This window comes from Vibrio sp. 2-Bac 85 (assembly GCF_037546705.1).
Classification (GTDB): Bacteria; Pseudomonadota; Gammaproteobacteria; order Enterobacterales; family Psychromonadaceae; genus Psychromonas.
In genome coordinates, this window is the sequence record NZ_JALAAB010000002.1 from 261,656 (window position 1) to 278,644 (window position 16,989).

General features: G+C 36.6%; 12 protein-coding genes. 5 read left to right on the forward strand and 7 right to left on the reverse strand.

The genetic code is table 11. From position 1 onward, the window contains the following. Nucleotides 1-50 precede the first annotated feature (50 nt). Nucleotides 51-1,661 carry a glycoside hydrolase family 43 protein gene (locus MT390_RS03995; RefSeq protein ID WP_499439721.1) on the reverse strand — a complete coding sequence of 537 codons (1,611 nt, stop codon included), beginning with the start codon at nucleotides 1,659-1,661 and terminating at the stop codon, nucleotides 51-53. A 350-nt stretch (nucleotides 1,662-2,011) separates the two neighbouring features. After that, nucleotides 2,012-2,191 carry a hypothetical protein gene (locus MT390_RS04000; protein ID WP_166371209.1) on the reverse strand — a complete coding sequence of 60 codons (180 nt, stop codon included), beginning with the start codon at nucleotides 2,189-2,191 and terminating at the stop codon, nucleotides 2,012-2,014. A 634-nt stretch (nucleotides 2,192-2,825) separates the two neighbouring features. On the opposite strand from MT390_RS04000, the gene MT390_RS04005 reads away from it, so the two are divergent. The 3 genes from MT390_RS04005 (at nucleotide 2,826) to MT390_RS04015 (ending at nucleotide 8,099) form a co-directional block, all read left to right on the forward strand. Next, nucleotides 2,826-4,955 (forward strand): endo-1,4-beta-xylanase, encoded by a 2,130-nt coding sequence (locus MT390_RS04005; RefSeq protein ID WP_499439723.1) that lies wholly within the window; start codon nucleotides 2,826-2,828, stop codon nucleotides 4,953-4,955. A gap of 585 nt (nucleotides 4,956-5,540) precedes the next feature. Further along, nucleotides 5,541-6,890, forward strand: coding sequence for an MATE family efflux transporter (locus tag MT390_RS04010; RefSeq protein ID WP_166371205.1), 1,350 nt, complete (start codon nucleotides 5,541-5,543; stop codon nucleotides 6,888-6,890). 312 nt (nucleotides 6,891-7,202) lie between these two features. Further along, entirely contained in the window at nucleotides 7,203-8,099 is an 897-nt protein-coding gene (locus tag MT390_RS04015) for an SMP-30/gluconolactonase/LRE family protein (protein WP_499439725.1), read from the forward strand. A 785-nt stretch (nucleotides 8,100-8,884) separates the two neighbouring features. On the opposite strand, the gene MT390_RS04020 is transcribed toward MT390_RS04015, so the two are convergent. The 5 genes from MT390_RS04020 to MT390_RS04040 form a co-directional block, all read right to left on the reverse strand. Further along, nucleotides 8,885-9,745, reverse strand: coding sequence for an NAD(P)-dependent oxidoreductase (locus tag MT390_RS04020; protein WP_166371201.1), 861 nt, complete (start codon nucleotides 9,743-9,745; stop codon nucleotides 8,885-8,887). Between the two features lie 72 nt (nucleotides 9,746-9,817). Next, entirely contained in the window at nucleotides 9,818-11,431 is a 1,614-nt protein-coding gene (locus MT390_RS04025; RefSeq protein ID WP_499439726.1) for a glycoside hydrolase family 43 protein, read from the reverse strand. 150 nt (nucleotides 11,432-11,581) lie between these two features. Next, complete coding sequence (locus MT390_RS04030) at nucleotides 11,582-12,244, reverse strand: hypothetical protein (protein WP_499439728.1); 663 nt, start codon at nucleotides 12,242-12,244, stop codon at nucleotides 11,582-11,584. Between the two features lie 370 nt (nucleotides 12,245-12,614). Continuing rightward, complete coding sequence (locus MT390_RS04035) at nucleotides 12,615-13,046, reverse strand: FKBP-type peptidyl-prolyl cis-trans isomerase (RefSeq protein ID WP_182689716.1); 432 nt, start codon at nucleotides 13,044-13,046, stop codon at nucleotides 12,615-12,617. Between the two features lie 785 nt (nucleotides 13,047-13,831). Then, nucleotides 13,832-14,743 (reverse strand): LysR family transcriptional regulator, encoded by a 912-nt coding sequence (locus MT390_RS04040; protein ID WP_166371193.1) that lies wholly within the window; start codon nucleotides 14,741-14,743, stop codon nucleotides 13,832-13,834. A gap of 171 nt (nucleotides 14,744-14,914) precedes the next feature. Between MT390_RS04040 and MT390_RS04045 the strand changes: the two genes are divergently transcribed. Beyond that, nucleotides 14,915-15,895 (forward strand): Gfo/Idh/MocA family protein, encoded by a 981-nt coding sequence (locus tag MT390_RS04045; RefSeq protein ID WP_499439731.1) that lies wholly within the window; start codon nucleotides 14,915-14,917, stop codon nucleotides 15,893-15,895. Nucleotides 15,896-15,985: 90 nt separating this feature from the next. Further along, on the forward strand, nucleotides 15,986-16,966 hold the full coding sequence (locus tag MT390_RS04050) for an aldo/keto reductase (protein WP_499439733.1): 981 nt from the start codon (nucleotides 15,986-15,988) through the stop codon (nucleotides 16,964-16,966). Nucleotides 16,967-16,989: the final 23 nt, after the last annotated feature.

Sequence of the window (16,989 nt, forward strand, 5' to 3'; positions counted from 1 at the left end):
CCCCCTTATTGAAAAATTTACGCCTCTATTTAAAAATGAGGTTGATGGCGTTAAGACTCTAAGTATTCAAGATAGTCGAAATCAGCAGATGCTTTCAGTCCGGTAATATCTGCAGCAAATAATGCTACAAAACTACCTGTGAAGCGGAAAATATCGGGGCCACCTTCATCAGATAAAGGTGTACTATTTAATGCAGGACCAATGGCGTGCCAAGCTTTTCCATCGAGAGAATAACTGAATTTATACCATTGTTTATCAAGTACTAAGCGCATATATACAACGCTGACATCACCAATGGCGACCTCTTCTGAATATTCCCCGTAGTTTTCATTAATGTTACCCACCACTTGCAGAACACGCTTGCCTTCATCTGTTGCGGTCATCTTGAGAAAATAGTGTCCATTTCTAGCGTAATACGCACATAACCCCGCCATTTGATAAGGTGTATTTGGACTAAACTCCATTTTAGTTTCGGCACTCGCATGATGAGACTGAAAGCGACGTGCAATCATACTTTGCTCGTAACGCGAAGAAAGATAGTGACGCCCTTTTAAGCGTAGGTAACCTGGACGCTCAGTTAATGAAACCCACTCTTCATTTATAGGTTCACGCAGTGTTTGATAATCAAGGCGCAGTATATTGCTGTCAAAATCATCACGTGCAGCGACGGTTGGCCATGGGCATAAAGCTAGATCTGGTGCATCCACCTCAACAACGGGGGTTTTTCCTGAGGTGACATATGGCCAACCGTCTTGCCAATGTGCTTTTTGTAGTGCAGTTTCACGCCCTAAAATGGAAAATACATCGTTATATTTAGGCATAAATTGGTAACCTTCAGGATTACGAATTTGACGACCACACAGGTGACTTAGATACCATTCGCCCTTTTGTGTTTCGACAAGGAAACCGTGACCCGCACGAGAAAGCTCGGCCTCTTCCTGAAAACGACTGGTTAAAATAGGGTTGTCAGGGTGAACTTGATAGGGACCCAAGATATTTTTAGAACGGCAAACAGTAACCGCGTGGTCCTGTGCTGTTCCACCTTCTGCAGTTATCAAGTAGTAAAAACCATCTTTTTTCAGCATTTGTGGCCCTTCGGTGCAGCCTAATACCGTTCCTTCAAAAATATTATGTGCATTACCAACCAGTTTGCCAGCAATGGGGTCAAACTCTTGCAATACGATCCCCCCGAAGAAGTTTCTATTTGCTCTGCCATCCCAGACCATGTTCAACATATATTTTTTGCCATCTTCATCATGGAATAAAGAAGGATCAAACCCATAATTACCAATTGAAACCGGATCACTCCATGGGCCTTCTACATTATCCGCTGTGATGACAAAGCTCGGTGTTGCCATCCAGTTCCCGCCTCTACAAGCATGCACATTAGAAAAGCACAGCCAAAATTTCCCATCAGAGTATGTAAGTGCTGGAGCATAAACGCCTTCAGAATTGTCCATCCCTTTCATATCAAGTTGAGATGTTCTAGTTAAGGCATGACTAATTAGTCGCCAATTAACAAGATCCTTTGAATGATGAATCTGAATACCAGGAAACCACTCAAAAGTTGAAGTTGCAATGTAGTAGTCATCCCCGACACGAATAATAGATGGATCAGGATTGAAGCCTTTTAATATTGGATTTAAAATATTATGCGTCATAATTAGTCTCGATTATACTTATACCAGTATCACTGAACTGGTTGTTTAATAGATAACATGCAAACACAATATTCGCTAACTATCTGATAATAAACGAATACTGGTATTAAATTAAAAAAACGATCAGGTCTCTCATCGAACATACTCAGATTGGAACTAATAGTAACCTAGTCAAGTACCTAATCAATCTTGCTGGTAACATCATTGTTTTCAATCGAAGGCCTTGCTCAGAATGCTTTTGATTGAACAAAATTTGAATGAAAAAGGTTAATAACCACTAGTTTGGAATAATGTTTTAAATAATAATTACTTATCAACACAACATTTTCCTTATTCCCTTAGGAAACTGATTATTTCACTGCTATTGGTTCATCATCAACAATATCTTTGAGTAAATCATCATGACCGCAGTAATCAGCAAGGATCTTCTTGCCAAGGTATTCTGCACTGTGGCGTTCAAATAAAAGAGGACGAATTGAGTCTTTTTCTTCGTCATTGATTCTACCTACTTTTTTAAATAATCCCGTCATGCCTATGATTTTCCAGTTTAATTAATTGTGCATATAGTTCAGGATAATATTTGGCTTTTTAGTAGATTCATTCAATTATGAAATTTGATATGAAAACTCACCTATTTGTTTAACGTGCTCTACATCACAAAAATATTGAAGTTTTATCATCAAGAATAAATAAATAATTATATGTTAGGCAGCCTGTTTATCTAGGGCATGCTACTCGGCAATCATCGGCTTGACACCTAATGGTCTATTCATTATCAGGATCACAGCATACAGAACAAGAAGTATTTGAGTGCATCGGGTTATAGCGTAACAAGTGAAAATTTAAACATTTTTCTTTTGGAACAATAATGACTTAATTACCTGTGTAATAATAACCGCATAAAGAGCATAACCATCATTACTTCCTGGAAGAGGTAAAATAGATATATTAATGACCATATTATTTAATGATAAGATATTTATATATGGGCCAAAAGCAAATACGTGTGTCAATTCACACAATCAAACATTGGGGAAAAAACAACAACAAATTAACCATATTTTATACTGTTTCCGATTAAAAATACCTCGACACTGTTCAGCCATTAATTTGAGAGAAATGAAATCAAGCTCATCTATACTCAATAATTACACGAGGTTAACAATGAATAACGTTAAAAATATAATATTAGTGCTCGGCACAACAATAACATTAACAGGTTGCCTTTCCGGCGAATTAAGTGATGATCAAAAAAATGCTCAAACAGACAATCAAACAGTGATTGAAACCCCAGCGATAAGCAACCTATCTGAAATTGCAAGTAGAATTGGAGACGGTTTTCCAATCGGTGCAGCAGTATCTGAATCCAATATCACAGATACTAATATTAGTGCGATTGTAATACAGCACTTTAATCAGGTCACCGCCGAAAACATCATGAAACCAGAAGGTCTACAGCCTAATGAAGGTGATTTTACTTTTGATAAAGCGGATGCATTGGTAGATTATGCTGATGATAATGGTATGACCGTACATGCGCACACTCTTGTGTGGCATAGCCAATCTCCAGCTTGGATGAAAGATTGTACCGATGTAGCAGATTGTACTGACGTGATGAACACACACATCACCGAGGTTGTGCAGCACTTTGCAGGAAAAAATATTGCTAGTTGGGATGTAGTCAATGAAGCTTTCAATGATAAAGATGGATCATATCGCGGTAGTAACGAGACTTTTGGCGGCATATCTTGGGCTGAGAAAATAGGTGAAGATTACATTAATATTGCCTATACAACTGCACGTGCAGCAGATACATCAGACTCTGCCGCGAAGCTTTACTACAACGATTACAATCTTGAGATGAATGATACGAAGCTTACCGCTGCGCTTACCATGATCGATGGACTACAAGAAGACAATCTCATTGATGGTATTGGCTTCCAAATGCATGTAACAGATACCTTCCCAACCATCGAAAATATTACTGCTGCATTAAAAAAAGCCGCGAATACGGGTCTACAGGTTAAGATCACTGAACTAGACGTTCGTATGAATAAAGATGCGAATGCAACTTCATTAACAGCAGCAATTGCTGAGACGCAAAAACAACGCTACAAATCAATCGTCGCAGCTTATTTAGACGTCGTTCCTGCTGCACAGCGTGGTGGTATTACGGTATGGGGTATATCTGATCCAGACAGTTGGATTATCAGCCTTTACGGCAATATTGACTGGCCATTAATGTTTGATGCTGACCTAAACCAAAAACCTGCGTTAAAAGGTTTTGCTGAAGCATTAAATGCTAAAACCGATACTGATTCTAATACTAATTCTAATTCTAATTCTAAAAATATCTTAACTAATGGTGATTTTGAAGCTGGCATTGAACCATGGGTAGCACGTGGAGATGGAGCTGCAACAGTAACGTTAGAAACAACTGAAGTACATAGTGGTAACAATAGCGCTTTAGTTGAAGGACGTACGGCAACTTGGCAAGGTATCTCAACAGATGTTGTTGGCTTATTCAGAGCGGGTCAAACTTATAACGTTTCTGCATGGGTTAAGCTATCTGATAATGCTAGTACAGTTACACCTAATATGAAGCTATCACTAGAAATAAATACCGGAGAAGGAGAAAATCAATACCTTGAACTAACTCCTTCTACAGCAGTAAGTGCAGGTGCTTGGGTACAGCTACAAGGTACTTACATGCATACGATAGCAACACAAGCAACTTTAGCTAACCTTTATGTTGAAGCAAGTGAGATATCAGTTGACTTTTATGTTGATGATATTTCTATTGTTCCTGAGGTAGTTGTCCCTGAAACGGCATTCTTTAACACAACCTTTGAAACGGGACTTGATTCATGGGTAGCGCGTGGAGATGGAGCTGCAACAGTAACATTAAACACTGCCCAGGCACACACCGGTAACAATAGTGCTTTAGTTACAGGACGCACGGCTACTTGGAATGGTATATCAAAAGATGTTGTAGGCTTATTCACAGCGGATGAAACTTATAACGTTTCTGCATGGGTTAGGTTGTCTGATGATGCTAGTACAGTTACACCTGATATGAAGCTAACTCTAGAAATAAAATACGGTGTAGATACCGTTGATTATCTTGAACTTACTATGGCAGAAACAGTTACCGCGGGTGATTGGGTAGAACTAACAGGTGCTTACACGCATACGATAACAACCGAAGCAAATGAAGCTAACCTGTATGTTGAAGCAAGTGAAACAACAGTTGACTTTTATGTTGATGATATTTCGATAACAGTGGCGGAATAACATATAGATTAACGTTGATTATTCATTAAGGATTTATATCTACTTTAATGTTTAATGACAGTTAAATACTATTAATGAGAAGAGCTAACAGATTTATCTGTTAGCTCTTTTTTTACATCTAACAATACACCATTTTTGACATCCACATCCCTAATAACTATTTCTGACCAATGCCTAATGAAGAATATATTGCTTTGTTGATGAAGTGCTTATTTTGGATAATTTTAAACACAATACAATCAAGGCAAACGACGGGATAGAGACTACCTAATCGCCTAGATTATCATTCAACGACCGCTCAATAACTGAGTCTGTAATGCGAGTAATGAGTGATGCACAGACATCTACACCAAATCAGTCATTAGAAACCTAATACATGCAGTAATTCATAATAAAAAGAAGGGAAAAAACAATAATACATAAACCATATTTTGCATTGTTTTAGGTAGGGTCGCTCATATAGAATTATTACTTTAATTTACTTTTTTAAATAATTAGTGGCTTTAACTTCCAGCAAACGTTTAGACTCCTATGTGTTTGTTGCAAACAATAGTCCCTCCTCCTTCATAATCAATCAAGGTTATTATGCTTAGTTCGTCTTCAACGCTCAATAAACGCATGAATATTGTAGCGTTAACTTGGCCCATTTTTATAGAAGTGTTATTACGCACAGCACTGAATACTACCGATGTTTTCATGCTCAGTGGCTACTCTGATCTTGCTGTTTCAGCAGTTGGCGTTATAGCCCAAATTTCGTTTTTTCTAATCATAATTTCTATGATGGTCAGCAGTGGTACAGGCATTCTTATAGCACAATACAATGGAGCATCACGTACATTAGAATCAGCTCAAGTAGGCGTTGCCAGTATTTTGTTAGCAGTTGTTGTTGGAGGAGCGCTTAGCATTACTGTATTTTTAGGCGCTAAATCGTTTATTTCACTTTTTGGCTTAGAGGATCAAGTAGCTCAATTTGGCTATGATTACCTGATCATTAGTGGTTCATTCACTTTCAACATAACCATTGGTATCGTATTGACAACGATATTGCGAAGTCACGGATATTCTAGATCACCTATGTTTATCAATCTTGTCGCAGGTATTGTTAATATTGTAGGTAATTATATTGCACTATATCAACCTTTTGGATTGCCTGTATATGGCGTAGCCGGTGTAGCCATTGCGACAGTCTCAAGCCAGATTGTCGCAACCCTTCTAATGTGCCAATTAATTCGTTCCAAAGATATTGAGCTACCATTTAAAGACTTTAGAAACATTCCTAATGCAATCTTCCAAAGAATAATAAAGATTGGAGCAATGAATGCTGGTGAGATACTTTCTTACAATATGGCTCAAATGACGATTGTATATTTTGTCGTTCAAATGGGAACATCATCCTTAGCCGCTTTAACTTATATGCAAAACATTACGCGACTATCATTTGCCTTTTCTCTCGCATTAGGACAAGCAGCACAAATACAAACAAGCTATTTTATTGGTAAAGGCTGGCACGATGATATCTTAATACGAGTACAAAAATATTTTTTAGTAGGTTTAATTGTATCTACTTCAGCAATATTATTAATCTTTACTTTTAGATATCCGATTATAGATTTATTTACACAAGACAAAGAAATTGTTGCACTCGTCGCAATACTGATAGCTGCATCAATTTTCATTGAATCAGGTCGTGTATTTAATCTAATCTTCATCTCTGCGCTCAAAGGGGCTGGTGACATTAAGTTTCCAGTTCAAATAGGGATCCTGAGTATGTGGGGTATCGCAGTTCTTTCAAGTTATATGCTCGGTATATATTGGGGATATGGTGTTTTAGGCGCATGTTTAGCTATCGGAATGGATGAATGGATTCGTGGCATTGTGATGTTTAAACGCTGGCGTTCAAAAACGTGGGTACGTTTTTCATTGATACAAAAGTAATGGTATATATCATTACTTTTAAACAAAACTCAATAGGACACTTTAAATACAGACCTAAATATAAATTTAAAACGAGTAGTTGAAAGAGTTTAGCCAAATAGTATAGCAATCACGGCAAGCTTTGAAATAAGTACTGTTAAAAAATCCAATATAAAGAATACTTTTTACACAAACCGACAGCGACTTATATCATTATAAAACAGGTAGCCTTAATAAAGTATTAATAACAGATTGATTATCACCCTGAATAATAAAACTACGTTCCACTATACTAAAAAATATAACGAACATGATTCAAGAGAGCCAATTAATATGTCAACCATAAAAACACTTGCACAATTAGAGATGCAATTAGGGGAATGTCCTCGTTGGAATGAACAAGAGGAATCATGGTATTGGGTCGATATTTTAGGTAAAGCACTTTATCGCTATGACACTTTAAATAAAAAATTATTCTCACGCATATTCGATTTCAACCCTGCTTGTTTTGCTTTTACCAAAACGAATCAGATTATTTTGACTGCATCATCTGGTCTATTTCTTCTTGAAAATTTCTCCTCTGCTGTTCAATTTATAATGGACCCTGAAAATGATCAACCTACGCAAAGGTTTAATGATGGCGTACCGACTCCGGATGGGAATCTACTCGCTGGAACAATTGGAGATGCAACGACTGCGACTGGAAACTTGTATTATTTTGACATTACTAAAAATAGTGTTATCTGCGAAACGATAATGGAAGGCTATACAATTATAAATGGACAAGCATTCTCTCCCGATGGTAAATGGTTATATATTACTGATACGCCGAAACAAAAAATTTTAAAGTACCCTTATAATTCAACAACAAAAAAGCTAGGAAAAGCACAACTTTTTTATAAATTTACCCAAGAAGATGAATACCCTGATGGTGCCGCTGTAGACGCTGAAGGTAACTATTGGATTGCAATGTATGGCACGGGTAAAATTTGTGTTATTTCTCCTGAAGGAGAAAAAATTGATGAAATATATTTACCTATTAGCCAACCGACGATGATTGCATTTGGTGGAATAAACCTTAATCAATTAATTGTCACAAGTGCTGCACAGGGCTTAAATAAAGAAAGTTTAGAAAAAGAACCTCTTGCGGGTAGCGTATTGCTATTAGATATTAGTAAAAAAGGTGCACTTCCTTTTAAGCTAAATACTTACAAACCATCAGCGAACTAAAAGATAAAAATCCCTCAATTCTTTTAAGGTTGAGGGATTTTTTGTGTAAATCTTTATACAAATTAGGGACTGTATTCGTATAAATTATTACTTAGTAATTGATAACGTATTTCATGCGATTGCTCACCGGTTGCCAACAATGATGTTTTTACTTATTATTATTAAAGAGCCTGTTGATGCACCTCGACGTCAAATTAATAACGAAAAAAATCAGTAAACAAAACAATATTTTTATTGAATGTATCAGTTTTTCGTTCTATCAAATACTCAGTTTGCCCCTCCAAATAGGTTCTAATACAATAATAATGGAAGCATTTGCCGTTACGACATATTTAATTTCCAATGGCGGATGGCTTGTATTAGGTAATGTAAACTTGTCGCGATTAATAGACTCATTCCAAGCTATAGCCAAATATCAACACCGACAGTTCGAAGTAAAGCTCCATATAAGCTGAAATAAAAACCTCGATGATCCCGTTACGATTAACTGAATATCAGTTAAAAGAAAACGGCGAAATGCATTGTGCATAAAGACTGTTAAAATTAAAATATACTGCGAGTACAAGAGCGGAGCAAATAAACCAGATTTGACTGCTTGATTATTGGCAGCCATTACTGATAGACAATAACATCAACCCTGCGACTGCAATCGCAACGAAAACAAAAATATGCAAGGTGGTGCTAGCTTAAATAAAGGCCATGCGATTAATGGTACGAATAACATAGCTAAACTCATAATGTTCCAAGACAAGAATATATAATCGATATAATTTAATGATTAAACTTTATTTCACTGTTTTATAAATCGCAGCTATATCTTCTTCTGCATAACCGGCTTTGCGGGCCTGTTTATAAGATTCGTTTGTAATCGCTGCTGTAGGCAACGTTAAATTTAATTTATCACCTAAGTCGACAGCTAACCTCATATCTTTTTGCATATGTTTAAGTGGGAAGCTTGTTGTGTAATTTTCATCTAACAACATGGGTCCTTTCACTTTAAACATAGGGTTTGCCATTGCACCTGCATCAATAATATCTAACAACTGTTGACCATCAAGGTTTGCTTTAAGGCCAAGTGACATTCCTTCACTGAAAATACTTAACATCCCCCCCATAATCATATTAACGACAAGTTTCATTTTAGCACCCTGACCAATCTCACCGAGGTAAGGCGACATTTTCCCCATTATTTCAAAGGCAGGTAAAGCATCATCATAAAGAGACTTGTCACCTGCAGCTAAAATAATTAAGGTGCCATCTTCCGCTGGCTTTTTCGTCCCAGAAACAGGTGCTTCTAAAAAGCGCCCTCCCGCTTTTATGATTGCTGCTGAAATAGTTTGTGAAGTCGCATCGTCAACAGTAGACATATCAATGTAACTGCGACCTTCTCCAATGCCTGCTAATACACCATCAGGTCCATCGCAAATAGCTAACGCAGCGGCAGGGTCAGAAACGATAGTAAAAGTAATATCGCATGTTTCAGCAACTTGCTTTGGTGATTTTCCTTGATGAGCACCAAGTGCAACTAGCTCATCACATTTATCACTATTTCGATTCCAAACCGTTACATCTAATCCTGCTTTAACTAAGTTTAATGCCATTGCATTACCCATAATACCTAAGCCTATAAATCCAAATTTTTTCATCAATACACTTTCCTTAATTTAAATAGGTGAAAACACACTATTTTGATTGGTAACGAGTATAAATCGTTCATCTTATTTGGCTTGATAAGTAAATGATTCAAAGTCAGCAAAACAACCATCACCACTTATGTCCTCACAGTGTAAACCTACAAATGCACCGGTAAAGAAACCACGGCCATTAATATAGTCATCTGATAGCTTCCAAGATTCGAAATTTTTCTCAAACTGTATCCAGTTATCACCATCAAAGGAGTAACTATAGTAATAATCGAGACCTTCAACATCAACTTTCATCCAGACATGTGCAATATTATCAGGCACAATAATTTCATTACCATCATAATGGTGAAAAGTTGCAATCTGTTGGTCAATCTGAATCAGACGCAAGCAACGTTTACCTAACTCTTCATCAAAATCAATAAGGCAGTAAGTCCAATTACTCGTGTTGTAATAACAACAAATTCCTGCTGATTGCTGGAAATTTTCAGGTGAAAATGTCATTTTAGTTTGTGCGCTAAAATGGTGGTGACGCCAGCGTGTAGCAATCGTTGATTGCTCAAAGAGTGAGACTAAACTGTCATTTCCATAAAGCCTTAACACGCCTGATTTTTCAGTTAAACTGCCTAGTTTATCGGTAAAGGGAATACGTAATGTTTGCCAGTTATTATCTAGTTTAGAGTTATCAAAGTTATCAGTAAAATGTTCAGAGATCCCCCAATCACAGGCGGGTAAATTTGCTTCTGGAATTTGCAGTTTAGCATGTGGCCCACCAACGGTGATTGGCCAACCTTGTTGCCATTCGATTCTATCAATTGCAGTTTCACGACCCAAAGGACACATTCCACGACCATGCTTTGCAAGCAGCGGTTTATCAGGAAAGCGCAGTGGACGACTCGCTAAATAGGTAATAAACCATTCACCGTTTTGGGTTTCGACAAGTGCGCCGTGTCCTGCTTTTTGTATCTCGTTGCTAGGTGTATGCCACGTTGTAACTAATGCGCCATGAGGGCTTAGTTCGTAAGGACCGAAGAGATCTTGCGAACGAGCCACCGTTACTGAGTGCTCAAAGCTTGTACCACCTTCAGCAGTTAATAAATAATAATAACCGTCTTTCTTATAAATGTTAGGTGCTTCCGTATATTTGAGGTCAGTCCCTTCAAATATGGTAATTCGTTTTTTATCCAATCTATTTGTTTTAGCATCAAATGCTTGCATCACTATTTTATTGTATGGATCACTATGATTTCTTGGCCCCCAAGGGCGATACACATAATACTTTTGACCATCATCGCTATGAAACAATGACGGATCAAAACCGCCGTTCCCCATCGGGATAGGTTTACTCCATGGCCCTTCGATACTTGATGAAGTGACTAAGAAATTTCGCCCATTTTTCCAAGGGGCATCAATGACTTTCACATCCGTAAATAACAACCAAAATAAACCATCAGAATAGCTCAAAGCAGGCGCCCAAATTCCACCTGAGTCTGGGTTTCCTTTCATATCTAACATATCGACTGAATCTAATGGTGTTGCAGCAAGACGCCAGTTTTTGAGATCTTTGGAATGGAATATTCTGACACCGGGAAACCACTCAAAAGTAGACGTTGCAATATAATAATCTTCACCATTGCGACAAATAGAAGGGTCAGGATGAAAGCCTTTTAATATTGGATTGTTAATCATACTATCCACCGATTAATACAAAATAAGTTATTTTTAGTTTCTATTTTATGTCGCGCTTTGGAGGGCCAAAGAGTGACCGTTTTAATGAATCCGTCATGACAATTCATTAAGGTAAACTTATGGCTAACAAATGCGGGTAACCAAGATTTTTTATGTCTTTTTTTTACTGATACTAGAAAGAAGCAATACAAAGAAACATAACACAAAATTAAACAATGGAATTTGCAAATCAGAAGGCATTGAATAAATAATCAAGACTGACGGAATCCAAATTATCCAGTTGGTAACCAATGTTGTGGGAATTTGCACGAATACAAACGACTTATCAATATTTGCAAATGTTTGACGAAAATTAAGAAGCTTATCTTTCCATAAGTATGCAATCGCCATACTCGGTGCTGCCCATAGAGAGCCATAAACAAATTGGTCAATAATCGTCTTTTTCGCTAGCGTGCCTACATCATTACCAGTGCCAAACCAATTCTCTTGAAGTTGATATAAAAAATCTACTTCAACACCTTTATAAGCCCAAAATAGAACATAAAAAAGACCGACAGCGGCAATTTTTTCATTAATTTGTTTGGTTAAAACGAGGTAAATAAAGGGGATAAACCCACCAAAAAGAGAAGTTGATAACATCGCATATTTCCAACCATATTGACTTTTTAAATCACTCAAATAGGTAAAGACGACAGCCGCTGGCTCATAATAGAAGTAGCACAATGCAGTGAGCACTGCAAACAATTGTAATACTACCCCTGGCACTAAATTTTGTTTCAATGCAGATTTAACATTTTTACTCAGTGTTTGCATGCTTAAAGACCTTGGTAAAAAATTAATTAAGTACGGTTTCAAATTACTTGAACTTTTATTTTCAATAATAACCAGTAATTTGGGGCTTCTTATAAAAAAATGTAGTGTAAGTTACTGTGTAACGCTCCCTAAAATCAGATAAATTTGTTAATTAAAATGACATTACACTTTCCTTGATACTAACGATTAAAAGTCGATACAACTTTTATCGAATACCAATAAAATTAATATAGTGATCTGAGACTGCGCAGAGTAAATTATTTATAACAAGGCATGATTTTCTGAAGAAGGTTTTCTCATGTTCAAACACATCACGAAGTTAGTGATTATCTTAACCAGCAAAACGGTCACTTTTTTAGTACCCTTATCATTAATATATATCTATTAAGCGTACATCAATAACTAGTACTGCATGGGCACCTATTTTACCGCCATTGCCTTTTTTACCCCAAGCTAAATCAGAAGGTATTACAAATTCGTATCTCGATCCCAATGGCATATGTTGTAAACCTTCAGTCAACCCGTCAATGGCTTCTTCAAGGCTAAATTTTTCTGGGCTATTAACTTGGTAAGTATCAGCGATAACTGAACCATCAGTTAATAAAATTCGCTGGTGAATTTCAACACTGTCATCAATGGTTGGATAGCGACCTTCTGATTGTTCAATAACTCGGTACATTAACCCTGAATGAGAAAATATGACGCCATCTTTTTGTTGGTATTTCAGTAAAAAATCTTCACTTTTTTTGCGATTTTGACCAGCAGATCCCTTTCCACTTTGTTTATCTTTTTTACGTGCCATAATCTATATTCCGAAATAATAAATTTGTAATAATTAAATTTATCACGACTTATCTCTCTTCCCATATTAATAGGAAAAGCATTTCAATCAAAAAATTAACATTTTCTTCTTTCTAACTATTGTTAAAACAACTTGTGTAAATTTCGGTCATAAAACTAGATTCAACGCTTTAAATTATAAGTAAAATTTTTTATTTTAAAAATTGTGAATGCTCATACTTTCAGTTTGCCTAAAAGTATCAGTAATAAGAAAAAAAACAATTGTAATATATGGTTTTTGTATTTATATATTACTGATCGTTGCCAATGTGGAAACCGAATACTCTAGCAGTTCTACTACAAGTTTAATTTTATTATTCGCATTACCTGCATCATTAAGTGTAAATATTAGCTTCAAAACCATACCCCAATAACGTACATTGCATTAGCACACAAGTCTCGGAAAATACTTAGCGAAGATGATCATCCATTTCTAAGGTAGGAATTGATCTTCGATATTTTGAGATTCATCTAAACACTCCAAGGCTTGCCGTTTGCTTTTTTATAAATAATCTCAGTTCAATAATCCAATCGATACTGCACAGCCATTTTCGTGTGTTTCTGCGTTAAATTAGCTACCAATAACAAGTTATTGCTACGATGATTTTTCTGGAACTACACAAAACTATCAATACTGTACTGTGATAAATTTTAACCATTTGATTATTAAATAAATTTCGTTTTTATTTACCAGAGTTAAGGTTAAAAAGTTTAATTTCCCAATTAGCTAGATATTACCCTTCATAACTATCTTCCAAAGCTATGTAGCAAAAAATCTATCAGTGCTTGAACGCGGAGAATTTTATAACGCGCCTGTGGGTAAACTAGCGACACTATACTGTCGTTTAATTGCCAATCGTCAAATACCGTTACTAAACGTCCTTGCGCTAGGTCATCTTTAATATGGTAATCGGTTAAACGCGCGATACCTTGATGATTTAATACGGCAAGGCGGCTGACATGTCCATTCGCACAGTGAAATTTTCCTTTTAGGGTTAACTCATAATGGTCACGCTCTTTTTCATTATTCCCTAACAAATTCAGCTTAGTAAATGGCCATTTATGAACTGATCCTAAAATGATGTTATGTTTGAGTAAATCTTTAGGATGACTAATTTTTTTGTGTTTATGCAAATATTCTGGTGAAGCGCAAACATGTGTTTTAAAACTTGTTAGTGGTCGAGCAATCAAATTTGAATCTGGTAAAGGCCCCATACGCACTACAATATCGTAGTGTTGGGCAATTAAATCGACATGCACGCTGCTAAAATCTAAGGTGATAATTACATCAGGATGTTGATCCATAAATAGAAAAAGTAACGGTGTTAAAATTTGCTCACCAAAAATACCACCTACCGCATTGATTCTTATTTCCCCTGCCAATGTTTGTTGATCTTCTTGTGCTTGGTCGATTGCTTGCTCTATATAGGATAAGCCCTGTGTGCATTGACGATAAAACTGTTCTCCAATATCGGTTAGCATAATAGATCGTGTTGAACGATGTAATAACTGCACGCCTAAGTTTTTTTCTAGTTGGGTAATTAGTTGTGACACTCTTGAACGCGAACTGTTTAACATGTTGGCCGCTGCACTAAAACTTCCATCATCAACCACCCTAAGAAATTCAGGTATACCTTGCAGATTTTTTTTATCGATCATCTTTCATATCCTTATAGAGCTAACTTTTGAATAGATTGTTTAACATTATTAAACAATGAGTTTAAAGCATAGGTATATGTAAACAATATTTTATTAGGTAAACTAATATTATTGCTCATGTTTTTATTGATGAATTTGCTAATACTACTATCGACCATAGGGAGAAAAAAGATGGAACACTTTCGATGGGGTCTTATTGGACCTGGGCGCATTGCTGAAAACTTTGCTCAAGCATTAACCGTGATAGATGATGCCGTACTTTATGCGATTGCTAGTCGCAATGAACAAAGAGCCTCAAACTTTGCTAATAAATATAAAATTGAAAATATCTATCTAGATTACAATGAACTAGTGAACGATAGAAAAATTGATGCGGTTTATATTGCCACACCACATCGTTTTCATTATGAACAAATTAAATTATGTTTAGAAGCCGGTAAAGCGGTGCTTTGTGAGAAGCCATTAACAGTGAATGCCGCGCAATCGCAAGAGCTAATGTTACTGGCAAAATCTAAAGGTCTATTTTTAATGGAAGCGGTTTGGACACGTTTTCTGCCTATTTATAAGCAAGTTAGAAATTGGTTAGATGCGGGTGTTATCGGTGAAGTGAAATCGTTACAGTCAAACTTTGGTTTTTGTATACCAAAAGATCTAGACGACCGACTATATAACCATGATTTGGCGGGAGGTACCTTGTTAGACATGGGTATATATAACATAACTGTCTCACAGTGGGTTTACGGGGAAAACCCTGAATCTATTCAAGCGACGTCATTATTAACTGAAACAGAGGTTGATGAGCATACCTCTGTAAATATGCAGTACAGCGATGGTCGATTTTCACAGTTTACTTGTAGTTTTATGGCAAAACACCGTAACGATTTTTGTATTTATGGTACTAAAGGCCAAATCAAAATACATGATATGTTTTGGTGTACAAATAAAGCCACATTAGTGACCGAAAGTGAAACATTAACAATAGATAAACCTTTCCGTTCGACAGGTTTTGAATACGAAATTGAAGAAGCAATGTCCTGCATTCGTGGGGGTCTATTAGAAAGCCCAGGCATCACTCACCAAGATACGCTCGCCACTATGACGGTCATGGATACTATTCGACAACAAGTTGGGCAAAAATACCATTTCGAATAATCAATTTGAGTACGCTGAATAATTAATTTATGTTCGATGAATAATCGTTCAGCAATGATTGGATACCTCCCATTTACAAGGTAAATAATAATGAAAAAAAGAATATTAGGTAGTACGGGCTTTGACGTTTCTGAAATTGGCCTTGGTTGCTGGCAATTGGGAAATGATTTTGGCCCTCTTGAAGACAAACAAGCACAAGAAATATTATCGGTAGCATCAGATGAAGGTATCAATTTATTAGATACCGCTGATGTATATGGTAGCGGAATCAGCGAAGAACGTATCGGGAGATGGTTGAAAAAAAGTAAAGAAAAGCCTTTTGTTATCACTAAGGTGGGCCGAGGGGAAACGTTGTTCCCTGCGAGTTACACAAAAAATAAAGTAAGGGAAAATATACAAGGGTCGATAACGCGCTTAGGCCTTGAGGCTTTAGATTTAGTTCAGTTACATTGTATTCCGCCTGAAGTATTACGAAATGGTGAAATATTTAATTGGTTAGAAGACTTTCAACAACAAGGACTAATTAAAAACTTTGGTGCCAGTGTTGAAATGATTGACGATGCCATATTTTGCTGCCAAGTACCCAAACTTGCCACGGTACAAATTATTTTCAATATTTTCAGACAAAAGGCGATCGAAACATTATTACCAAAGGCGGCGGAAAATAATATCGGCGTTATTGTTCGTTTACCATTAGCGAGTGGGTTGTTGAGCGGGAAAATGGCTAAAGATCAGAAGTTTTCAGAGCAAGACCATCGTAATTATAATAAAGACGGTGCAGCATTTCACGTCGGCGAAACGTTTAATGGATTACCGTTTAATAAAGGGGTTGAATTGGTCGATCAGCTTAAAGCAATGCTGCCTAGCCATTTAAACTTATTAGAGACCTCGTTACGTTGGTTATTAGATCAACCACAGGTCAGCACCATTATTGCTGGAGCAAGTAGCCCGCAACAGGTAATAAAAAATGCACAGGTAAGTAACTTGGCTCCCATTGATGAAGAACTTGATAAAAAATTAAAAATATTTTATCAATCTCAAGTAAAACAACATATTCGTGGTGGTATATAATTTCACGATAAAACCTGTTGCCT